17 protein-coding genes are annotated in these 20,795 nt (G+C 69.1%); 7 read left to right on the forward strand and 10 right to left on the reverse strand.

All coding sequences use genetic code 11. The features are described 5' to 3' along the window. Window positions 1–283 precede the first annotated feature (283 nt). Window positions 284–730 carry a response regulator gene (locus VI238_RS04920; protein WP_331649072.1) on the forward strand — a complete coding sequence of 149 codons (447 nt, stop codon included), beginning with the start codon at window positions 284–286 and terminating at the stop codon, window positions 728–730. Window positions 731–793: 63 nt separating this feature from the next. Here VI238_RS04920 and VI238_RS04925 read toward each other — a convergent pair whose 3' ends face one another. Both VI238_RS04925 and VI238_RS04930 read right to left on the reverse strand, forming a co-directional pair. Further along, window positions 794–1,297, reverse strand: a complete 504-nt coding sequence (locus VI238_RS04925) for a pyridoxamine 5'-phosphate oxidase family protein (RefSeq protein WP_331649074.1) — start codon at window positions 1,295–1,297, stop codon at window positions 794–796. 159 nt (window positions 1,298–1,456) lie between these two features. Continuing rightward, window positions 1,457–3,850, reverse strand: a complete 2,394-nt coding sequence (locus VI238_RS04930) for a NosD domain-containing protein (protein WP_331649076.1) — start codon at window positions 3,848–3,850, stop codon at window positions 1,457–1,459. A 176-nt stretch (window positions 3,851–4,026) separates the two neighbouring features. Between VI238_RS04930 and VI238_RS04935 the strand changes: the two genes are divergently transcribed. Further along, window positions 4,027–5,550 carry a hypothetical protein gene (locus VI238_RS04935; protein WP_331649078.1) on the forward strand — a complete coding sequence of 508 codons (1,524 nt, stop codon included), beginning with the start codon at window positions 4,027–4,029 and terminating at the stop codon, window positions 5,548–5,550. Window positions 5,551–5,589: 39 nt separating this feature from the next. Here VI238_RS04935 and VI238_RS04940 read toward each other — a convergent pair whose 3' ends face one another. Then, window positions 5,590–6,828 carry a pectin acetylesterase-family hydrolase gene (locus tag VI238_RS04940; protein WP_331649080.1) on the reverse strand — a complete coding sequence of 413 codons (1,239 nt, stop codon included), beginning with the start codon at window positions 6,826–6,828 and terminating at the stop codon, window positions 5,590–5,592. A 142-nt stretch (window positions 6,829–6,970) separates the two neighbouring features. Between VI238_RS04940 and VI238_RS04945 the strand changes: the two genes are divergently transcribed. Both VI238_RS04945 and VI238_RS04950 read left to right on the forward strand, forming a co-directional pair. Continuing rightward, window positions 6,971–7,663: a hypothetical protein gene (locus VI238_RS04945; RefSeq protein ID WP_331649082.1), complete on the forward strand. Its 693-nt coding sequence runs from the start codon at window positions 6,971–6,973 to the stop codon at window positions 7,661–7,663. 157 nt (window positions 7,664–7,820) lie between these two features. After that, window positions 7,821–8,714: a hypothetical protein gene (locus tag VI238_RS04950; RefSeq protein WP_331649084.1), complete on the forward strand. Its 894-nt coding sequence runs from the start codon at window positions 7,821–7,823 to the stop codon at window positions 8,712–8,714. Between the two features lie 404 nt (window positions 8,715–9,118). Here the strand turns inward: VI238_RS04950 and VI238_RS04955 are convergent, their stop codons facing one another. The 5 genes from VI238_RS04955 to VI238_RS04975 form a co-directional block, all read right to left on the reverse strand. Beyond that, window positions 9,119–9,565, reverse strand: coding sequence for a nuclear transport factor 2 family protein (locus VI238_RS04955; RefSeq protein WP_331649086.1), 447 nt, complete (start codon window positions 9,563–9,565; stop codon window positions 9,119–9,121). 122 nt (window positions 9,566–9,687) lie between these two features. Continuing rightward, complete coding sequence (locus VI238_RS04960; protein WP_331649088.1) at window positions 9,688–10,356, reverse strand: glutathione S-transferase family protein; 669 nt, start codon at window positions 10,354–10,356, stop codon at window positions 9,688–9,690. A 120-nt stretch (window positions 10,357–10,476) separates the two neighbouring features. Continuing rightward, window positions 10,477–10,956, reverse strand: coding sequence for a VOC family protein (locus VI238_RS04965; protein ID WP_331649090.1), 480 nt, complete (start codon window positions 10,954–10,956; stop codon window positions 10,477–10,479). Between the two features lie 260 nt (window positions 10,957–11,216). Next, window positions 11,217–11,561 (reverse strand): DUF2200 domain-containing protein, encoded by a 345-nt coding sequence (locus VI238_RS04970; RefSeq protein WP_331649092.1) that lies wholly within the window; start codon window positions 11,559–11,561, stop codon window positions 11,217–11,219. Window positions 11,562–11,756: 195 nt separating this feature from the next. Next, the gene (locus VI238_RS04975) at window positions 11,757–13,052 is read right to left on the reverse strand and encodes a phospholipase D-like domain-containing protein (protein WP_331649094.1); all 1,296 of its coding nucleotides are present in this window, start codon (window positions 13,050–13,052) and stop codon (window positions 11,757–11,759) included. A 349-nt stretch (window positions 13,053–13,401) separates the two neighbouring features. Here VI238_RS04975 and VI238_RS04980 point away from each other — a divergent pair, with 349 nt between their 5' ends. Next, window positions 13,402–14,055 carry a DUF2238 domain-containing protein gene (locus VI238_RS04980; protein WP_331649096.1) on the forward strand — a complete coding sequence of 218 codons (654 nt, stop codon included), beginning with the start codon at window positions 13,402–13,404 and terminating at the stop codon, window positions 14,053–14,055. A gap of 33 nt (window positions 14,056–14,088) precedes the next feature. Here the strand turns inward: VI238_RS04980 and VI238_RS04985 are convergent, their stop codons facing one another. Then, on the reverse strand, window positions 14,089–16,335 hold the full coding sequence (locus VI238_RS04985; protein WP_331649098.1) for a hypothetical protein: 2,247 nt from the start codon (window positions 16,333–16,335) through the stop codon (window positions 14,089–14,091). Between the two features lie 288 nt (window positions 16,336–16,623). On the opposite strand from VI238_RS04985, the gene VI238_RS04990 reads away from it, so the two are divergent. Then, window positions 16,624–17,154, forward strand: coding sequence for a hypothetical protein (locus VI238_RS04990; RefSeq protein ID WP_331649100.1), 531 nt, complete (start codon window positions 16,624–16,626; stop codon window positions 17,152–17,154). Here VI238_RS04990 and VI238_RS04995 read toward each other — a convergent pair. Beyond that, a complete protein-coding gene (locus VI238_RS04995) occupies window positions 17,135–18,331 on the reverse strand; it encodes a hypothetical protein (RefSeq protein WP_331649102.1) in 1,197 nt (398 codons plus the stop codon). The two genes, VI238_RS04990 and VI238_RS04995, sit on opposite strands and share 20 nt — an antisense overlap. Before the next feature lie 255 nt (window positions 18,332–18,586). Between VI238_RS04995 and VI238_RS05000 the strand changes: the two genes are divergently transcribed. Further along, the gene (locus VI238_RS05000) at window positions 18,587–20,554 is read left to right on the forward strand and encodes an Ig-like domain-containing protein (protein WP_331649104.1); all 1,968 of its coding nucleotides are present in this window, start codon (window positions 18,587–18,589) and stop codon (window positions 20,552–20,554) included. Window positions 20,555–20,795 lie beyond the last annotated feature (241 nt).

Below are 20,795 nucleotides of genomic sequence, written 5' to 3' on the forward strand. Positions count from 1 at the left end.
ACCGGCGGCGGCACCTGGCAGACCGACGCGATCCACGGCGACTGCGCGGTCATCGCGACGTTCGACGATCGCATCTTCGCGTCCGGGTTCGAGCCGTAGTCTCGTGCGGCGTACGCGCGGCCGCATCGCCGCGCGCATGAAGCGGAGGGGGCATCGTTCCCGCGTTGCGCCCGGCAGATGACGATCGATCCCGCAACGGCTATCGTGGCAACGTGTGTTGCGACCGTCGCGGAGGCGCCATGAGGACGCTGCGGGCACTTGGCCACGAGCGGGACCTGGCGACATGAAGCCGGGGACCCGACCCATCCTCGTGGTCGAGGACAACGAGTTCGACGCGGAAATGATCGCCGAAGCGCTGCTCGAGGTCGGTGCCGAGAGCCCGGTCGAGCGCGTGGACGATGGCGCGGAGGCGGTCGACTTCCTGTTCCGGCGCAACCGTTATGCCGGGCGTGCGGACGATCTGCCGGCGCTCGTCCTGCTCGACATCAAGATGCCGCGCATGGACGGCTTCGAGGTATTGCGCGCGATTCGTGAAAGCGACTACACGCGGCAGATCCCGGTCGTGATCCTGACCTCGTCCAACGAACCCCGGGACATCGACGAGTGCCGCACACTCGGCGCGAATGCATACGTCGTCAAGCCGAATGACGCGCGCCGCTTCACCGACACGGTACGCACCGTCGGCGAGTTCTGGACCAAGCTCAACGAACTGCCCGAACACGCGTACTGAACGCGTGACGGCGCGCCGATCGCAAGGCGTCGCGCCGCCACGCCGGCGTGCCGCCCAGGGCGGCTAGATGGGCACCTTCGCGTGATCGCCGATCGCCGGCTTCGCGCCCGTCACGGCCGCGGCGAGCATGAGCGTCGCCGCGACGAGGCGGTGCGGGCCGTCCCACAGTTCGGCCTGCTGCGGCGATACGTGGATGAGGCGGATGTCGGGGTCGTCGGCGCTGTCCCACCACGCCTTCGCGGCGACCGTGAAGAGGTCCTTGATCTTCGCGCGATCGTTGCTGACGACCGCGGGGCCCGTGAACGTGACGTAGTCGTTGGCGCTTTCGTCACCGAAAGCGACGACGACGTCCGGCGACCGCGCGATCTGCGCGATCTTCGACGAGCTCGCGCTCGTCAGGAAGAACAGCGAACGCGTGTCCGGTTCGACCGTCACCGCCATCGGGCGCAGGTGGGGGCGATGGCCGTCGATCGTCGCGAGGAACGCGCTGCGATGCCTGCCCGCGATGGTCCATGCGCGCTCCAGCAGTTCCTGCGGGGACGCGTCCGTCGCTTCTTCGTGGGCCATGAGGCTTCTCCAGTCGGATGGGCCTCCCACTCTGCGGCCTGCGACTGCACCGGCGATGAACGATGGCCTCGCAGCGGGCGCAGCGCGGAATGCCGCCGGGGTACCGGCCATCGTCCGATCCACGCGCATTCCGGGTCGGGCGAAACCGTTCGCAGGACGCTAGCCGTCGAAGCCGTCCGCGAAGATCACGTCGCTCGTCGTGACGGCGCGGCATGCCGAAAACTCCGACGTGTGCCCGGACGGGCTCGTTGCGGTCGCGGTGATCTGGTCGTCGCCGGGCACGACGATACCCGGGACCAGCAGGCTGAACGCCTTCGTGCATTGGTCGTTCTGCGGGACGATCGCGCAGTCGAGGTCGACCGACCTGCTGCCGAGCAGGGTGAGGCCCTCGCCGTGCCCGGATGCGTTGCAGCCGTGGTTGCGGTAGATGTCGATGCGGTACGTGCCGAGCGTGGAGGAGAGCGTGCCTTCAAGCACGAAGAACGCGAACCCGGGCGACGGCTGCGCGCGCGTGAGCACGGGGTAGTTCTGGTTGCGGTTCGGCGTGACGAAGCCGTCGAGCACGGGGTCGGGGTCGTTCGGCGTGACGCCATTGTCGCCGAGGTCGATCGCGAGGCCGTCGTTGCCCGAGTACTGGTTGCCGCTGAGGTCGTTCGGCGATCCCGAATGCAGGTAGATGCCATCGCCACCGTTGCTCGCGAAGCTGTTCTCCGGGCCGACGCGATTGTGGTGGGCGCCGCCGTCGATGAGCATGCCCGCGCCATCGGACCGGATGACGAGGTTGTCGCGGAACGTGTTGTGATGCGCATCCTCGCCGGTCACGAGGATGTTGATCGCGCTGCTGCGCGAGATCCAGTTGTCCTGGACCTGGTTGTGGTCCGAATAGACGACGAGTGCGGCCGCATTGGGCGCGTTCTGCAAGCCGGCGTCGCCGAGCGCATTGCCGATCACGCTGTTGTCGCCGTTGCCGCCGAGGACGATGCCGAGCGAAGCGCCGCCGACGAAGTTGGTCTGCGCGGGGTCCGGCCCGCCGATCTGCACGTCGCCGGCGCTGTCGCCGATGCGAATCGCGGTGGCGACGTCGAGCAACGCCGTGCCGGCGACCGAACCGCCGAACTGGTTGCCGGTAACGAGGTGGCCGCGCCCGGAGCGCAGGTGGACGGCGTTGCCGGTGAAGCCCGAAAATGCGAGCTGGCTCAGTTTCAGGTTGTCGGCCGACTCGTTGGAATCGAACACGAACGCGCTGTCGACGCCCGCACCGGCCTTGAGGATCACGCAGGGTTCGCCGTTGTAGCCGAGTCCGAATGTGTTCGGCTGGCTGCCGGGCTGCGTCTCGCCGAGGATGTCGGTGTCGTCGGTGAGCGTCAGCGCCTGGTTGACCGAGATCGTGCGCGGGCAACTGCCGGGGATGTCGAATCGGATGACTTGCCGGCCATTGGTGCCGTTCGCGCTCGCGACCGCTTGCGCGAGGCTGCCGGCGCCGGTCGCGGCAGTCGTCGTGACGTCGAGATAGAGCGAGTCGTCGACCGGCGTCTCGAACGCGCCCATGTCCGGATCGGAGCCGACGAGGCGCGGCTGCGCGGCGAGATCGAGCACGGGCAGGCCGCCCGGGACGAAGCGCGTGCCCGCATTGACGACCGGCGAGTTGTTCTGCGGGACGCCGCTCGATTGCAGCAGCGGTGCCGCCGAGATGTTGTCGAGATTGGTCGCGAGGACGCCGTGCGTGAGCGACAGGCTGTCGTAGCGGTTGTGGCTCGAATACAGGTCGCCGCCGTCGACGAGTACTTCGGTGCCGTCGTTCTCGAACACGTTGCCGAACAGTTCCACCGCCGCCGACGCCGGATGCTGGTCTTCGTCGAACGGCAGGAACGCGAGTCTCAGGCTGCCGCCGCGCACGGTGCTGTTGGTCAGCGCGAAATACGCCGGATTCGAGCCGGTCGAGAAGTACGACGCGTAGCCGATCGCGACGTCACCGACGGAGTCGGCGCGCGCCGTGACCATCGAGTTCTGGATGAGGATGTCGTAGCAACCCATGAAGTCGAAGGACACGCGCGAATCGAGCGCGCGCAGGGCGGTGATCGTGGCCGGGCGATCCTGCGCCTGGTAGCAGATCCAGTTGCCGAATTCCCAATCGACGTGGGTGCTGCTGATGTGGTCGAGCACGAGCGCGTTGTTGATCATCTCGATGCCGACGACGCGTTGCCCGCCGCTGCCGTCGAGCGTGGTCGCGCCGAGCGCGGCCGATTGCGAGGTGCAGCCGGGACCATAGCCGCCGCGGATCGTGAGGCGACCGTAGTTCGCCTGCGGATCGCCGCCGTTGCCGCGGTAGTCGAGCAGCAGGTCGCTGCCGAGGGTGTAGGTGCCGCTGCGCAGCTTGAGCGTGATGTCTTCGGTGCTGCCGCCGTCGATGTTGGCGAAGGCCTGGTACAGCGCCGAGGTGCTTTCGATGCACAGTTCGGTCGCGGCGTGCGCGCGCGCCGAACCGGCCAACGCGACCAGCATGAGCGCATGGGTGACCCACCGCCGCATCGATCTCGAATGAACCAGGGCCATGTGCTTCTCCGTCGCGCGTCACTCCCCGGACAAACGGGAATGCGCCGCGGGCGGGGCCAGCGGGGACGACCGGCGCTGGAAACGCGTGCACGGGTGGAGTCGGAAGCAGCGGAGTACGATGGACTACCCGGCGATCCGGGAACCGCTTCAGGGTTCAACCCAGCAGGGGGCACGCCATGCATCGCTCGTCCGTCGTCGTGTACGTCGCATCGGTGTTCGTGTTCGCAGCATCATCAAGCGCGTTGTCCGCCGATGCGATCTTCGCGGACGGCTTCGACTATCACGACTTCCCGGTGGACCCGATCCTCGACGGCGGCGCGCCCGCGAACGCGCCGGCCTTGTTCGGTGTCACGGGTGCGCCGAGCGGCGGGCCGTGCCTCGCCGATCCGCAGATCGGCACGTTGTTCCCGAACAACTGGCTGCGCCCGCGCTTCACCTGGGTGCCGGCCGGCGCCGAGAACCTGTTCGAGCTGCGCGTGACCGCGCCGAACCAGGGCCGTGCGCTGCTCGTCTACACGACCGCCTCGTCGTGGACGATGCCTGCGAACATCTGGAGTGCGCTGTCGCAGCACACGGTCGACCGCGCGATCACGCTGACGGTGCGCGGCGCGACGTACGCGGGCGGCAGCCTCACGAGCGGTCCGGAGGCCGGCTCGAGCGGCGCGGTACGCATCGCCCCGGTCGCCGCACAAGGCGCGATCGTGTACTGGACGAGCGCCGGCGCGGACACGCTGCTGCGCGGTTTTCGCATCGGCGACGAGACCCTCAAGGACATCGTTCGCCCCGCCGACGCCGGCGCCGGCTGCGTCGGCTGCCACACGGCGACGCCGGATGGCACCTGGGTCGGCTTCTCGGCGGGCGAGGGCGGCGGTGCGGGCCTCGGCCTGCTGTCGGCCGACGGCCAGGCACTCACGCCCTCGTTCATCAGTTCGAGCGCGCAGACCCTGATGGCGCGCCCGGACCAGGACGCGCCCGCATTCTCGGCGCAGCACTGGACGAGCGGCGATCGCATCGCGCTCACGATGTACCAGTCGAACATCATCTGGACCGACCTCGAGGCCGCGTCGGCCGCGCAGGGCGCGGGCTGGGGCGTGCTCGCGCGCAGCGGCGAATCGACGAACGCGGCGTCGGCGTCGTTCGCGCACACGAGCGACACGGTGCTGTACGTGTCGACGCCGGATCCGGTGTCGACCGGCGTGACGGTCACGAACGGCGACATCCACGTCGTGCCCTACAACAACCGCGCGGGCGGCACGCCGAACACGGTCGTGGCGACGCAGGACAACGAGTACTACCCCGCGTTCTCGCCCGACGATCGCTACATCGTCTACAACCGCGCGCCGAACGGCACGAGCAGCTACAACAACGCGCAGGCGGAGGTGTACGTCGCGCCCGCGGCGGGCGGCCAGCCCGTGCGCATCGCGGCCAACGATCCTTCGGCCTGCACCGGACAGACGAGCCCCGGCGTCACCAACAGCTGGCCGCGCTGGTCGCCCGCCGCGAGCGACGACGCCGGCCGACGCTTCTACTGGGTCACGTTCTTGTCGACGCGCGCCGGCGGCCCGACGCAGATCTACGTCGCTCCGGTCGTCGACACCGGCGGCACGCTCACGACGTATCCCGCGCTGTACCCGTGGAACCAGGGTGCCGCCGACGCGAGCCATACGCCGGCGTGGGAGGACTTCGCGATTCCGTTCTAGCAAGCGGCGACGATTCCGCCCGGTTTGCCGCGCCGCAGGTCACGGACACGGCGGGTTGTCGAACACGACCCGCTCGGGCGGCTCGCCGTTGTGGAACGCGGCAACGAGGTCGCGGTAGGTCGTGCCGCCCGTCGGACCGGCATCGAACATCGTGTTGCTCACCGACAGCGTGTGGTAGACGTCGCCGCTCGAGAACAGCCAGGGCACCTGCTGCAGCGCCGCGGTCATCGCGCAGCGCCAGGCCTCGCGCGCGGGATCCTGCGGATCGGTCAGGTGCAGCCGTGACGTCGCGACAGCGTCGAGGGTACTGTTCTGGATCAGCACGTCGAGCCCGAGCCCGTCGGTCACGGACGTGAGGTACGGGTAGTACACGTCGCCGAACGTGCAGAGCGCGGGATCGAGGCCCTGCGGGATGCGGTCGCTCTCGCAATAGGTCTCGAAGTTCGCCCGCCAGAATGCGCGATTGAGATCGGCGACCTCGTCGACCGACGTCAGCGTGCTCCCGCCGATCGGGTGGTTCGGTTCGTCCCAGCCTTCGAGCGCGAAGCCGCCGTCGACGACGAAGTGCAACCGGCCCGCCGCACGCGCGTTCGGCAGCGCGCTCGCCATCGCCTCGGCATTCGCGACCAGCCCGATCGCGCCGGCCGAGGTGCCGACGAACAGGATGCGCGCCGTTCCGTCGTCGCCGAGGCCATGATCGCGCATGAGCGAGGCGAGGTCAGCCGATGCGTTGATGCGCCCGGAGAATTGCCAGCCGCACGTGCCATCGTCGTCGGCGCACTGCGGCGTTCCGCTGTTCGCGCGCAACTCGGCCGTGGCGCCCGACCAATGGTCGCTCGAGCAGTAGTTGAAATGCACGAGGTTGGCGAGATGGAAATCGGGGTTGACGTCGGGCGAGGTATTGAGGATGCCGCCATGGGTGATCGGCGTCCAGCTGCCGTCGGCAGCGGGCGTGGTCGTCGTCAGCGCCGTGCCGCGCTCCGCGCACGACAACGTGAGGTCGTCGCAGCTCCCACCGCCCTGGAACAGGATGACCCAGTCGTCCGATCCGGTCGGCGACGGACGGAATTCGTAGCTGGCGGGCGTGCCGTCGTTGCAGCGTGCGTCGTTCCATGCCGGATCGTGCTGCGCGGGCTTCACCGTCTGCCAGCACCCGGGATCGCCGCGACACGACTCGAACGTGTCCGCGAAGATCGGATCGAGGATCGGACTCGACGCGCACGCGAGCGTCGCGTCGAGGGTGAGTGCACAGATCGGCAGCACTCGCAGGATTCGCATGTCGTCGGCCCTCCCTGGAATGCCCACTTCCAACGACGATGCCCGCAAGCGGTTGACACGCTCCGCGACGTGCGTACGGACGCGGCTCGCGGTCGGTGCGCCGGAGCGCTAGGATGGTGTCCCTGGCCGGGAGGAGAGCCCAATGCACCGCATCTTCCGCGCTCTGGTCCTGCTCGCGTCGTGGCCCGTGCTCGCGCACGCGGTGGACAGCCATCTCATCTACCTCAACACCTGCAAGCCGATCGGCTGCCCGGTGCAGCCGGGGCCCGACGACGCGGCCAACGGCGCCTCGTCGATTCCGAACCAGCCCTCCACGGTGAGCCCCTTCGCGTTCAGCGACGCGACGTTCGAGCGCACGGCGGGTTGTCTGCGCGCGGTGTTCGCACGCTACGACATCAGCATCACGACGACCGATCCGGGCGCACTGCCGCGGCGCGAGATGATGATCGCAGGCGAGTCGCAGGACGTCGGGCTTCCGCCAGGCACCAGCGGGGTAGCGCCGTTCACCGGGGATCCGATCGACAATGCGATCGCGTACGCGTTCGCGACTACGATCGGCGATGATCCGGATGCGCTGTGCTGGGCCGCAGCGGCACAGCTCGGCCATCTTTACGGCCTCGACAACGAGCACTACTGCCCGGACCTCATGAGCTATACCGGCGGCTGCGGCCTCAAGGCGTTCACCGACGTCGATGCCCCCTGCGGCGAATTCTCCGACCGCACGTGCGCGTCGGGCGCGGCGACGCAGAACAGCGATGCCACCCTGAGGCTCGTGATCGGCGACGCCGATCGCATCTTCCTCGCGGGCTTCGATCCGGACATGCCGGCGCCATAGGGCGCGTCGGGGAAGAGACGACCAGAACATGTGCAAAATGCTGCAGCGCCCGATGCTCGCGGCGGGTTGTCTCGAGATGATCCGCATTGCACGTACAGGCGGTGGTACCGCATCGATGTGATTCGCGTCGCCTCAATGATCGATGGAGCCTGGGTCGATGATATTCCGGTTGGCCGGCGTTCTCGTGATGCTGGTGGGCATGGTTTGCGCGAATGCGAGGCCATCGCTCGATTTCGCGAAGGCACATGCCGAGTTGACGAAGATCTCCTTCGAGAATATCCCGCCGGACGATCGCAATCGGCGGATGGAGGCGGTGCTGCGGCCGATCCGGATCGACGTGGAGAACGTCGGTCTCGCGCGGTTGGACGATTCAGACCTCGAGGCGCTGTTCGACGTCGATAGTCTCGTCGGTTTCTATTCCCTCAATCCACGTCACGCCGAGGCCATGCGCGCCGCAGTCGATGAAATGGTGCGCCGCAAGATCGATGTGAGCGAGCAGCGGCGCGCCCTGCTCAAGATCTATATCGCCAATCGGATGCTCGACGAAGCGGGCAAGTACTCCGAGCAGATCGGCGACGGCGCGGAAAGGCTGCCTCGTTTCGAGGACGATGCGTTCACCGGCACATCGCAACCAACGCTCTGGTACCTGTCCGGGGACGCTTCGAGCGTATTGCGTTACAGCTTCCCACTCCGGGAGGGCGTCAGGGTCGTGGTGACGGCGCATCCCTGGTGTCCGTTTTCGCGCAACGCCGCGAGGGACATTGAGGGCGATCCGAAGCTGTCCGCGTTGATGGCTCGCTACGCGGTCTGGGTGGTTCCACAGCACCCGATGCCGAACTTCGGCGACGTCGCGAAGTGGAATGCGCAGCACCCGGACTTGCACATGAGGATCGCGTATCAGGCTGACGAGTGGCGCGACATCGCCAATTGGGCGACTCCGGTGTTCTACGTCTTCAAGGACGGCCGCCTGATGGCGACGGTGACGGGTTGGCAGGATGCTAAGCAGTTGGAAAAGCTGCGTGAAGCATTGCGTGCTGCCGGTGTCGAGTAGCCCTGGGCGCGTGCGGGAATGCAGCTCCGAAACGCGCGAACGCCTCAGCATGTTGACATTGAGCTTCGACGCCGCGCCAGGGCTGCTGCGCTCGCGGCGGACGGAATTGGTGAGTGGGTCGGGAGCGCCCGCGACGCGGAGGCCACGCCGAGTCGCATCGTGGTGACCTCGATCAGGCTGTCATTCGGGTCGAGCGCAGCGGAGCGAAGCTCCGCGGAGTCGAGACACGTCCGGTCCGGTCGTTCCGCCCGGCGCACGGTGCGCAAACCAGGATTCGGATTGCCGAGATGCCGTTCTCCACGGCTGCAAGATGGATTCCCGTTCTTGCGGGGATGACGAGCCGATGGCATACCGCTCGAGTGCGCCCTGAAACCTCCCGCGCGTCCCGCCGCTCGGTGGGACGCCTAGCGCGGCACGCGCGTGACTTGCGTGGAGGTCAGGCGCCAGTCGCCATCACGCCGGGCCCAGACGTGTGCGATGCGTATCCAGCGCTGCTGATGCTTGCCGTCCTGCGTCCAGTGAAGATGGACGACCCCGCCGATCACCGCGCCGTCGTGCCATGCCGTTCGCACGGGTTCGGCCAGCACGTACGGATCGATCTTGAAGCCCGGCATGCGGAAATCGGCGATCGCCTGCTGCTTGTTCTCGACCGACGCGTCCGAATTCACGAGCACGTAGTCGTCGGCGAACAGCCGTTCGAGCGCCGCGGTATCGCCCGCGATCGTCGCCCGGTCGTAGGCTTGCGTCGCACGGGCGAGATCGGCCCGCACGTCGGCAGCGCCCGCGTCCATCGTCGCGGAAGCGAACGCTGCGGCGAGCCATGCGACGGTGGTGCGGAAGTCGGCGCGCATGCGATGGTCCATCGGTCGGAATGGACGCGATTGGAGGCCGCCCGCGACACGTGGACAAGGGCCGCTCGTCGCGCGGCGGACCCGACCAATTCGCGGCGTGCGGGTTCGAGTGCAGGCGTCGGTCAGTGCCGTGGTGCTTCGTCTCGGAGCGAGTTCGTGAACACCGCGAGCTGCGCCGCGAACGCGCGCTGGAATGCGGGGCGCGCTTCGCCACGCGCGACGTAGGCGGCGAGGTTCGGGAATGCGTCGAGCAAGCCCGACGACGTCACGCGCATGAGCACGCCGATCATGAGCAGGTCGCCCGCACTGAACGCGCCGTCGAGCCAGTCGGCGTCGCCGAGGCGCGCGGACAGTTCGCGCAGCCGCCGTCGGATGCGCTCGAGCACGAGCGGCAGGCGTTCCGCGCTCCAGGACTTGTCGCCTTCGGCGAACTTCGCGACTTGGAGATCGAGGATCGGCGGTTCGATCGTGTTGACCGCGGCGAGCATCCACGCGACCGCTCGCGCGCGGGCACTCGCGTCATCGGGTAGCAGGCCCGCATGGCGCTGCGCGAGGTGCAGGATGATCGCGCCCGATTCGAACAGGGCGAGATCGCCTTCCTCGTAGGTCGGGATCTGGCCGAACGGATGCAGCGCGAGGTGCGCGGGCTGCTTCATTTCGGTGAACGACACGAGGCGGACGTCGTACGCCTGGCCGACTTCCTCGAGCGCCCAACGCACGCGCATGTCGCGCGCGAGGCCACGGCCGCCGTCGGGCGAGCGTTCGAATGCGGTGATCGTGGGTTTCGTCATCGGGGACCTTCCAGGTGGCAGCGAATCGGTGCGGGACGTCGGCGCGTGCGCGATGCACGCGTCGCGGCGACGACGACCCGCGCATCGGCGTTGCCGCCGTCGTCGCGAGAATGCAGCGCGTCAGCCGCGCCGCGCGGCCTCGATCGCGGCAATGTCGATCTTCGACATCGCCATCATCGCGTCGAACGCGCGCTTGGCCGCCTTGCGGTCGGGGTCGGTGATCGCGGCCATCAGCGCGCGCGGCGTGATCTGCCACGAGATGCCCCAGCGGTCCTTGCACCAGCCGCACGCGCTCGCCTGGCCGCCGTTGCCGATGATCGCGTTCCAGAGCCGATCGGTCTCCGCCTGGTCGTCGGTCGCGACCTGGAACGAGAACGCCTCGTCGGGCGTGAATGCGGGACCCCCGTTGAGGCCGATGCAGGGAATGCCCATCACGGTGAATTCGACCGTGAGGACGTCGCCCTGCTTGCCGTCCGGGTAGTCGCCCGGCGCGTGGTGGACCGCGTCGACGGTCGTGTCCGGAAAGGTGCTGGCGTAGAACGTCGCTGCGTCGAGCGCGCTACCGTTGTACCAGAGGCAGATCGTGTTCTTGGCGGCCATCGGGTGTTCTCCTGTGAGGGGCGAGGGTGCCCTGCGTCTACCGCGACGAATGACGGGCGCGTGAATCGACAAGGCCGCGATATCGGAAGCGCGGGTGTGCGGGGGCACTGCGATGCAAGGCCGGAGCGGCGAAGCGGCGGGGTAGGGTGTCGTCGCGACGGTGCGTGGCGACGCGGGCTCGGGAGTGCGTAGGGCATGGCGCATTCCCCGCGACGGGCTTCCGTGGACATGGGCAGCATGGGTGCCCGCCTGCGCGTGGATCACGGCCGGGAAGGGCATTCCTGGCGGAGGATCTCGTCCATCGCCTTGCCTTTCGCGAGCTCGTCGACAAGCTTGTCGAGGATGCGGATCTTGCGCATGAGGGGGTCCTGCACGGCTTCGACGCGCACGCCGCAGACGACACCCGTGACCTGCGACGCGTTCGGATGGAGTCGCGGCGCTTCGGCGAAGAACGTCGCGAGGTCGACGTTGCGCCGGATCTGCCGGTCCAGTGCCGCCTGGTCATAGCCCGTGAGCCAGCCAATGACGCGATCGACGTCGTCCTTCGTGCGCTGCTTGCGCTCCGCCTTCTGCACATACAGCGGATAGACCCTCGAAAACGCCATCGCGGAGATTCGGTGCCCGGACATCGGTCGCGCTCCCTGGTTTCAGGTCGATGCGCGACTTCCGTCGTCGCGCATCGTGCGATTGCCTGACGACGGCGGCCGCGCTTCGACGCCTGACTCCCGCGCCTCGCGCGCGCGCCAGACGGGTGAGGGCCGACGAAACGCGGTGCGCGCGTCTCCCGATGACGTGGGCGGTCACAGCTGCGACGACAGCCACGATGCGAGCGCCTCGTACGCGCGCTCCCTGAGGCCGCGCGCCTGCCATTTCGCGAGCGTGTATGGTTCGCTGCGCGCGCGGTCCTGCTCGAACAGTTCCTCCTGGCGCGCGGCGAACGTGGGGTCGAACACGTTGAGGCTCGCCTCGTCATTGAGCCGGAACGAGCGTTCGTCGAAATTGGTCGAGCCGACCGAGGTGAAGTAGCCATCGACGACGAGCACCTTGCAGTGGAACATCGTCGGCTGGAACTCGTGGATCGTCACCCCGGCCGTGAGCAGCATGCCCCACTGATTGCGCGAGGCGTAGCGCGTGACCTTCGCATCGTTCACGGGGCCGGGCACGATCACCTCGACGCGCACGCCGCGCCGGCGCGCCTGCAGCAGCGCCTCGACGGTGCGGTCGTCCGGGATGAAGTAGGCGGCCTCGAGCAGGATCGAGCGTTCGGCCGCCGCGATCGCGAGCAGGTACATGATCTCCATGTTCTCGCTGCCGCCCGCGGGCGAACTGAGGAACATCTGCGCATCGACGCCGGGGTCGAGCGGCTCGATCGCGGGGAAGTAGCGCGGCTCGTGGTCGACCTCGCCGGTCACCTTGATCCAGTTGTCCTCGAACGCGGCCTGCATCTGCGCAACGACGGGCCCTTCGACGCGGAAATGCGTGTCGCGCCAGTGCGAGGGGTCCTGTGCGTGACCGGTCCACTCGTCGGCGATGCCGACGCCGCCGGTGAAGGCGACGCGACCGTCGACGACGAGGAGCTTGCGGTGCGTGCGGTTGTTGAGCCGCGCGAGCGTGTACCAGCGCAGCGGGTGGTAGATCTCGACGCGTGCACCCGCGTCGCGCATGAGGTCGAGCGCCTCGTCGTCCATGCTCTGGCTGCCGACCCAGTCGATGAGGACATGCGCCTCGACCCCGGCTTTTGCGCGTTCCGCGATCGCGCGCGCGAACGTGCGCCCGGTTTCGCCGGACCAGTATATGTAGGTTTCGAACTCGATCGTGTGCTCGGCCGTGCGGATCGCGCCGAGCATCGCGGGGAAGATCTCGTCGCCGTTGACGAGCGTCCCGACGCGGTTGCCCGACACGATCGGTGGGCCGAGCAGCGAGCCGACGACGCGCTCGAACACCGGGTCGCGCACGCCGTACGCATGCGTCGGCGTCGCGAGGACGTGCTTCTCCGACCCGACGAAGTTGAGGCCGATGACGACGACGAGAAACGTGGCCACGACCGCGCCGACGACGGTCTTCCATGACGGACGTTTCCAGGTCGCGCGCTTCATGATCGAGGGATCGCCTCCACGGGTCGTTCCATCGATCGTGATTCATCGAGGGCAACGACGTGTGAACGAAAGCCGGCGACGTCCGGTGCTGGAGGATGCGACCGCGCCGTCCGCCCCTGGGCCGATGCCCGCAGGGCCGGACGCGTGATGCTTGCGTCGAAGCGTCGTCGTGGTCCATCGTGTGCGGAATGCCCGCATCCGTCGCGACTGCGCCAGCCACGATTGCCGAGCCTGCGGGCGCTCGCGCGGCCCGCCGTCCCGCGGCGTGCGGCGGCCCGGCGTCCTCGGCGCCGCCGTCCGCAACGGATCGACGCATGTTCGTGCGGCGGGTACGACGGAGCTCCGTGTGATGAAACCCGCATCGTGGCGGTACCCGCTGCTGCTGCTCGTCGCGTTCGCGTTCGTCTGGACCGTGCTCGCGGTCGCACCGTGGTATCGGCAGGATTGGCTGCTCGAAAACGTCTGCGTGTTCCTCGCCGTGCCGCTGTTCGTCGCGACCGCGCACCGGTTGCGGTTCTCGAATGCGGCGTACACGCTGCTGTTCGTATTCCTGTGCCTGCACGAGATCGGCGCGCACTACACGTATTCGCAGGTGCCGTACGACGCCTGGATCCGTGCCGCGAGCGGACACTCGCTCGACGCCGGGCTCGGATTCCGGCGCAACCATTACGACCGGCTCGTGCACTTCCTGTTCGGCTTCCTGCTGCTGCCGCTCGCGGTCGAGCTCTTCCGCGCGCGTGCGCCGGCGCGCGGCGTGTGGATGTTCCTCATGCCGGTGCTGTTCGTCGAAGCGCTGTCGGGGTTCTTCGAACTGGTCGAGTGGTTCGCCGCCGTCGTGTTCGGCGGCGACCTCGGCCAGGCGTATCTCGGCACGCAGGGCGACGTCTGGGATGCGCAGTCGGACATGCTGCTCGCGCTCGTCGGGGCACTGCTCATGCAGACACTGCTGTCGCTCGTCGCCGGCGGCACGCGTGCGCCCGGATCCGCCGCGCGCGCGTCTTGACGGTGCGCGGGCGGCCGGCGCGTTCCGCGATCGTCAATCGAAGCCGTTCTCGAACAGCAGGTTGGCCTTGAACAGGCTCACGATGTTGGCCGCCGGCTGGCCGACCACGAGCGTGTCGCGCGTACCGTCGTAGGCGAACACGAGCGATGTCCCACTCGCGACCACGGTACCGCGCACGCTGTTCGCGCTCGCGATCGGGCCCGCGGTGCCGCCCGCGCCGCGACCGAGGCTGATCGCTCCGACGTCCGCGGCGAGGCCGTCGTCCCAGGTCGCGCTGCGCACGATGTAATCGCCCAGGTTCGTCGCGGCGACGCCGTAGGCGCCGACGAGGTCACCCGTGGTGGCGCCGACCAGCGCGCGCGTGGCCGACATCGTGCCGGATGTCGGCCGATGGCCGTCGAGCGAGGCGACGGCGCCGGCATTGGCGGCGCCGTCGTTGTTCCAGTACGGGCTCGCGACCGCGTAGTTGCCGTTCGCGAGCGCGGTGACGCTGTTCGCGCCGACGTATTCGCCATGCGTCGCCCCGATCAGGGAATTGTCCTTGGATACGACGCCGACGCTGCCGTGGCCGCCGTCGCCCCAGGTCACGGCGCCGGCGAACGCGACGCCGGCCCCGCTCCATGCGTGGCTGCGCACGACGTAGTGGCCGTTCGCGAGCGCGGTGACGCCGTCGCTGGCGACGCCGTCGCCGTGGTCCGTGCCGACGAGGGAGTTCTTGGTCGAGACGACGTCGATGCATCCGGTCGCGCCGTCGCACCAGGTCGCCGCCCCGGCGTTGGAGGTCGTGCCGTAGTGCCACCACGGGCTCGCGACCACGTAATTTCCGTTGGCAAGCGCGGTGACGCCGGCGAAGCCGACGAGGTCGCCGCGCTGCGTGCCGACGAGCGAATTGGCCGCGGAGATCATTCCCGTCGTGCCGCCGAGTCCGTCGCCCCACGTCACCGCACCCGCGTAGTCGACCGCGTCGATCGTCACGAACGGACTCGCGACGACGTAATGGCCGTTCGCGAGCGCCGTCACGCGAATGCCTTCGATGTCGTCGTTCATCACGCCGAGCAACGAGTTCGCGAGCGAGATCGTGCCCGGGGCGGGATGCGTGCCGTCGCGCCAGGTGACCGCACCGACCATCGCGGTGCCGCCGTTCTTCCAGTACGGACTTGCGACGACGTAATGGCCGTTCGCGAGCGCGGTGACGCCGAGGTAGCCGACCTGGTCATCGCTCGTCGTGCCGATGAGCGAGTTGGCGCCCGTCACCGGACCCGCCGAGCCCGTTGCGCCGTCGCCCCAGGTCACGGCGCCGGCATCGGCGCGCGTGCCGTCGTCCCAGAAGGGACTGTCGACGACGTAATGACCGTTGCGCAGCGCAACGACGCCGTAGTCGGCGACGAGGTCGTCGTCGGCGGTGCCGACGAGCGAGTTCGCCGCCGAGACCGGGCCATGGATGCCCACGCTGCCGTCGGCCCAGGTCGCCGCGCCCGCGTCGGCGATGTCGCCGTTGTCCCAGTACGGACTCGCGACGACGTAGTTGCCGTTCGTGAGCGCGGTGACGGTGCCGACATCGTCGTTCGCGGCGCGCCCGACCAGCGAGTTCGCAGCCGACACCTCGCCGTGCGTCCCGCGTGCACCGTCGCCCCACGTGACCGCGCCCGCATTCGTCACGCGACCGTTGTCCCAGCGAAAGCTCGCGACGACGTAGTTTCCGTTCGCGAGCGGCGTGATGTCGGTGGCGACGAAATCGTCGGCATGGGTGCCGACGAGCGAGTTGGCGGCCGACACCGTGCCGGAAAGGCCGGTCTCACCGTCGACCCACGTCGCGGCCCCCGCGCGCGTGGCGCTGCCGTTGTTCCAGTCCGGGCTGCGGACCACGAAGTCGCCGTTCGCGAGCACGACGATGCCGCCATCGCCGACGCGATCATTGGCCGTGCTGCCCGTGAGCGCGCTGATCGGCTTGCCCGAAGGGTCGAAGAGGTAGACGGCTCCGGCCTTCCACCCGGGGCCGTTCGGATCGACGACGACGATGTTGCCGTTCGGCAGCACGGTCACGGCGGCGCCGAACGACACGCTGCCGGGCGGCCCGTGGATATCGATCTGCGCCGCCACGGCGGTCGCAGAAAACGCCGCGCCCGCGAGGCGGCCGACCACGGCCACGACGATGCGGGCACGCGGCACGGGCGAACGACGCGGGGCGTGCTTCGCCTTGGGCGCGGACACCACGCGCGCGGCGACGCGCGTGCGCGATCGCCGGAAGTGGAAAGGGACGGCGAAGCGATCGTCGGTCATGGCGGCAACCCCCGCAATGCGCGATTCGGCACCGTAACGCGTGCGCGCCGCGCGCAATTGATCCATGTCAGTGTCCGTACGCGTCTGCGTGCGGCCGGCGCGCAGCCGCGGCCGGTCGGGGTTTGATCCAGATCAATCGGTTGCCGGTGCGTCGCGGCTAGCGTTCCGCCGAGGCCGGCGCGCGGGCACGGTGACCTGTACGGTGAGGCTGACGCCCGCCAGGTGCGTCAGATGCGGTACAGACACGCGGTGCCACCGTTCGGCGGACGATTCCTGCGGAGAACGGCCGTGTCCAGACTTTCACTCGATGGCGATCGCGCCACCTTCCACGACATTCCGATGACGATGAAAGCCGCCGCGGCCGACGTGCTCGCCGAAGCGTCCGCGGCCCGACGCGACCTGCGCGAAACCGCGGCGCAACTCGCCGACGACCTGCGCGCGGGCGCGGGTTCGATGCAGCTGCATGCGCGCCGCGCGCGAGCGATCGGCGGCAGCGCCGCGCTCGATGCGGTGGAAATGGGACGCGCGGCCGGGGCGAGCGCCTGGCGCGAGGCACGCCGGCATGCGGCCGATTGGGGCCATGGCGCGCTCGAACAGGCGCGATCGCGCCCTGCGGCCGTGCTGGTCGGGGTCGCCGTGATCGGCGTCGCGATCGGCTTCTGGCTGCGTGGCGCGAGCCAGCGTGCGAGTCGCGACGCGGCTGCGAGGCGATCGACGACCGCGCGCGTGCGTGCGCCGCAGGCCGGTCGCGCGAGCGGCAAGGGCAACGGCGCGGGCGCGGGCCGCCGGAGCCATTCGGCTACGGCCGCGCACGAATGACGCGCGCGATCATCGCCGCGGAGTAGGGTGCCCCGGAGCGTTCCGTTTCCGCGAGCAGTCGTTTCCAGAGCTCGGTCGCGTCGATCCGGTAGGCGAGGAAGCGCTCGTACCCGCACGTGTAGGCCCAACGCGATGCGTCGTCGGGCTTGCCGCGTGCTGTCGCCTCTTCGATGCGCGAGCACTCGTCGTGCAACGATGCCGCGAAGCGCTTCGCCTGCTCGGCGGTCCAGACCCCGCTGCGCTCGAGCGCGGCGATCGACAGCGCCTGCGCGCCGCCTTCGTGCACCCATGGCTCGCCGCTGTCGCCGATGCCGCCGCGTTGGACGAGCCCCTGCCAGACGTGTGCGAGTTCGTGCGCGACGAGCTGTTCGAACATCGCGCGCAGCTCGGGTGTCTCCGTCTTGGCTCGCTCGCCGGCGATCTTGAACGCGATCTCGCCCGGCAGCGCGCCGCCCTTGACCGAGAAGCCTGGCACGTCGAGTTGTCCCGCCCCGATGATCACGAGCGGTGGCGCATGCCACGTTCGCGCGAATGCGCGCTGGTAGTACGTCGAGAGCCGGCCGACGCCGTCCTCGACGACGGCGCGCATCCACGCCGGCGTCTGTGGATCGACGACGAGGCGGACCGCGCCCGCCGACGTCGGCCGCTGCGGTCCGAAGTACGCGTAGGTGCCCTTGTCGTCGTTCGCCTGGTCCGCGAGCAGCACCTGTTCGCCGTGCAGGCCGACGAGCTCGAAGGTGACGAGGAGGTTCCGTTCGCGTGCGCCCTGGCGCACCGTGCCCATCAGGTGGCCGAGGTAGAACGCGTGGCCCCCGTCGGAGTGGCGATCGATCGGGATGTACTGGTCGTGCGCCCAGGGCGCGTAGTCGCGGATCTCGACCATCGCCTCGTCGAAGGGCGTATCGCCGCGGATCGATTCGCCGTTCGCATCGCTCGCGAGCCGCTGGCCCGGGGTCTTCGGCGACCACGCGGTCGCCCGGTACTCGACGATCTTCGGGCCGAGTTCGATCGCGTCGACCGGCTCGGACAGTCGGTACTCCGCGCGCCAGGTGGCGTCTGCCGTGTGCGCGAGGGTGACCGTGGCGCGAACCGGCGGCTCGGTCGCGCCCGCATCGAACGCGGGCGGCGACAGCGCGGTGGCGAACAGGAGCACGCGCGTCCAGTTTGGAAGTCCCATTCGAGAACCCTGCGGTAGCGGAAGGCGATCGGCGACGCGAGCGCGCAGCCGATCCGCCCTTGTAACGGAATCGCGCGCGCAATCCCATCACGGCGGAGCCCAGCGCGCACCCGGCTTGCCCGCGCGCCGGGCGGAAGCGCGACGGCGACGCCGGCCCGTGCGGGCGCCACCTCGCGGGTCGACATGACCCAGATCAAGGGATGCCTCCATCGCGATGCTAGCGTCGTTGCGACGCCGCGACGGAAGGCCGTGATCATGCGCGTGCAAACGCGACTCCTGCTCCTAGGCATGCTCGTGCTTGCGGCGGCACCTCCAGCGCACGGCGCGAACGGCGGCTGGACCGTCACCGGCTGGAACAACCTCGGCATGCACTGCATGGACTCCGACTATTCGGTGATGTCCATCCTGCCGCCGTACAACACGCTGCATGCACAGCTGATGGACCCGGCGGGCAACCTCGTGCGAAACGGCGCCGGATATGTCGTGACCTACGAAGCCGTGGCCGATCCGAGCGGATCGATCAACACCACTTCGATCGGCAAGTCCGACTTCTGGCAGTACGCGCAGTCGCTGTTCGGGCTGCTCGATCCGCTGCCGCCCGATACCGGGCTCACGGGCATCGCGATGCCCGGGCCCGCCAACGTGCCCCAGCCGATGACGTATGACGCCACGAACGGATGGTGGGTGGCCGAGGGCGTGCCGCTCACCCCGTACGACGATGCGTCGATGAAGAATCCGTATCCGTTGTTCCGCATCAAGGCGAGTTCCGCGGGGACCTTGCTCGCGTCGACCGACATCGTCGCACCCGTGTCGGACGAGATGGCGTGCAAGGCCTGCCACGCGTCGGGCAGCGGCCCGGCCGCCCGGCCGGCCGCCGGCTGGGTCGACGATCCCGATCCGGAGCGCGACTATCGCCTCAACGCGATCCTGCTCCACGACGAGCGGCGCGGCGGCAGCACGGATTACGCGGCGATGTTGACGCGCCATGGCTACGACCCCGCCGGGCTTCATGCGACCGTGACGCTCCATGGCAAGCCGATCCTCTGCGCGACGTGCCACGCGTCCAACGCGCTCGGCACCGGCGGCGAAGGGGGCGTGCCGTCGCTGACGAGCGCGATGCACGCATTGCACGCGAGCGTGACGGATCCGTCGTCGGGCCTGTCGCTCGAGGACACCGCCAACCGCTCGGCGTGCTACACGTGCCATCCCGGTTCGACGACGCGCTGCCTGCGCGGGGCGATGGGCAATGCGGTCGCCGCCGACGGTTCGATGGCGATGCAGTGCCAGAGCTGCCACGGCCGCATGAGCCAGGTCGGGGCGGCGCCGCGCGTCGGCTGGCTCGACGAGCCGAACTGCCAGAACTGCCATACCGGCACCGCCGTGCACAACAACGGGCAGATCCGCTACACGAACGTCTACGACGTCAATGGCGAACGCCGCGTCGCGGTCGACGCGACGTTCGCGACGACGCCCGATACGCCGGCGCCCGGCTTCTCGCTGTACCGCTTCTCGACCGGGCACGGCGGCGTCAAGTGCGAGGGGTGCCACGGTTCCACCCATGCGGAGTACCCGAGTTCGCACCGCAACGACAACCTGCAGAGCATCGCGTTGCAGGGCCATGCGGGCGTGCTCGTCGAATGCGCGACCTGCCACGCGATGCAGCCCGCGACGGTCGGCGGTGGACCGCACGGCATGCACCCGGTCGGGCAGGCTTGGGTGTCGGGGCATGCCGATGCCGTCGAAGCGAACGGCGTCGCGCCATGCCGCGCCTGCCATGGCGCCGACGATCGCGGCAGCGTGCTGTCCTACAGCAAGGCCGACCGCATGCTCGCGACCGACTTCGGCGCGCGGCATTTCTGGCCCGGCTTCCGCATCGGCTGCTATGCGTGCCACGACGGCGCGACGAACGAGGCACCGAACCCGAACCATCCCGCGGTCGTCGAAGACGTCGCGGCGATCTCGACCGGCGTGCCGACGACGATCGCGCTCGTCGCGCACGACGCCGACGGCGACGCGTTGGCGCTGCGCGTCGTGGCGCAGCCCGCGCGCGCGACCGTGAGCATCAGCGGCACGACGGCGACGTTCCGTCCGCTGGCGGGGAGTGCCGGCACCGACACGTTCACCTACGCCGCGTGGGACGGCGACACCGACTCCAACCTCGGCACGGTGGTCGTCCAGGTGCGGCCCGACCTCATCTTCGCGAATGGATTCGATGGCGCGTGAGCGTCGCGGCATCCGCATCCGAGGGCGTCGATCGTGCCCGCGCAGCCGTCGGTCGCGCTGGCCCCGGCGCGCAGCGACCGGCTCGCGGCAACAATCCGCGGTCGCCGGCTGACGGTCCGGGATCCGCGCGGATGCGCCGCGATGACGGATCCCGACGACGGCCACGGTCGGACGATGCATCGGCGGATCGACTCGCGTTGGGCCGCGCGCGAGCCGCGTTGATGCATGTCAACTGGAGCGT

The organism is Dokdonella sp., from assembly GCF_036518555.1.
Classification (GTDB): domain Bacteria; phylum Pseudomonadota; class Gammaproteobacteria; order Xanthomonadales; family Rhodanobacteraceae; genus Dokdonella_A.

Coding starts and splice junctions, on each gene's coding strand:
- VI238_RS04920 (WP_331649072.1), top strand. CDS start 284: ATGAAGCCGGGGACCCGACCCATCCTCGTGGTCGAGGACAACGAGTTC.
- VI238_RS04925 (WP_331649074.1), bottom strand. CDS start 1,297: ATGGCCCACGAAGAAGCGACGGACGCGTCCCCGCAGGAACTGCTGGAG.
- VI238_RS04930 (WP_331649076.1), bottom strand. CDS start 3,850: ATGGCCCTGGTTCATTCGAGATCGATGCGGCGGTGGGTCACCCATGCG.
- VI238_RS04935 (WP_331649078.1), top strand. CDS start 4,027: ATGCATCGCTCGTCCGTCGTCGTGTACGTCGCATCGGTGTTCGTGTTC.
- VI238_RS04940 (WP_331649080.1), bottom strand. CDS start 6,828: ATGCGAATCCTGCGAGTGCTGCCGATCTGTGCACTCACCCTCGACGCG.
- VI238_RS04945 (WP_331649082.1), top strand. CDS start 6,971: ATGCACCGCATCTTCCGCGCTCTGGTCCTGCTCGCGTCGTGGCCCGTG.
- VI238_RS04950 (WP_331649084.1), top strand. CDS start 7,821: ATGATATTCCGGTTGGCCGGCGTTCTCGTGATGCTGGTGGGCATGGTT.
- VI238_RS04955 (WP_331649086.1), bottom strand. CDS start 9,565: ATGCGCGCCGACTTCCGCACCACCGTCGCATGGCTCGCCGCAGCGTTC.
- VI238_RS04960 (WP_331649088.1), bottom strand. CDS start 10,356: ATGACGAAACCCACGATCACCGCATTCGAACGCTCGCCCGACGGCGGC.
- VI238_RS04965 (WP_331649090.1), bottom strand. CDS start 10,956: ATGGCCGCCAAGAACACGATCTGCCTCTGGTACAACGGTAGCGCGCTC.
- VI238_RS04970 (WP_331649092.1), bottom strand. CDS start 11,561: ATGGCGTTTTCGAGGGTCTATCCGCTGTATGTGCAGAAGGCGGAGCGC.
- VI238_RS04975 (WP_331649094.1), bottom strand. CDS start 13,052: ATGAAGCGCGCGACCTGGAAACGTCCGTCATGGAAGACCGTCGTCGGC.
- VI238_RS04980 (WP_331649096.1), top strand. CDS start 13,402: ATGAAACCCGCATCGTGGCGGTACCCGCTGCTGCTGCTCGTCGCGTTC.
- VI238_RS04985 (WP_331649098.1), bottom strand. CDS start 16,335: ATGACCGACGATCGCTTCGCCGTCCCTTTCCACTTCCGGCGATCGCGC.
- VI238_RS04995 (WP_331649102.1), bottom strand. CDS start 18,331: ATGGGACTTCCAAACTGGACGCGCGTGCTCCTGTTCGCCACCGCGCTG.
- VI238_RS05000 (WP_331649104.1), top strand. CDS start 18,587: ATGCGCGTGCAAACGCGACTCCTGCTCCTAGGCATGCTCGTGCTTGCG.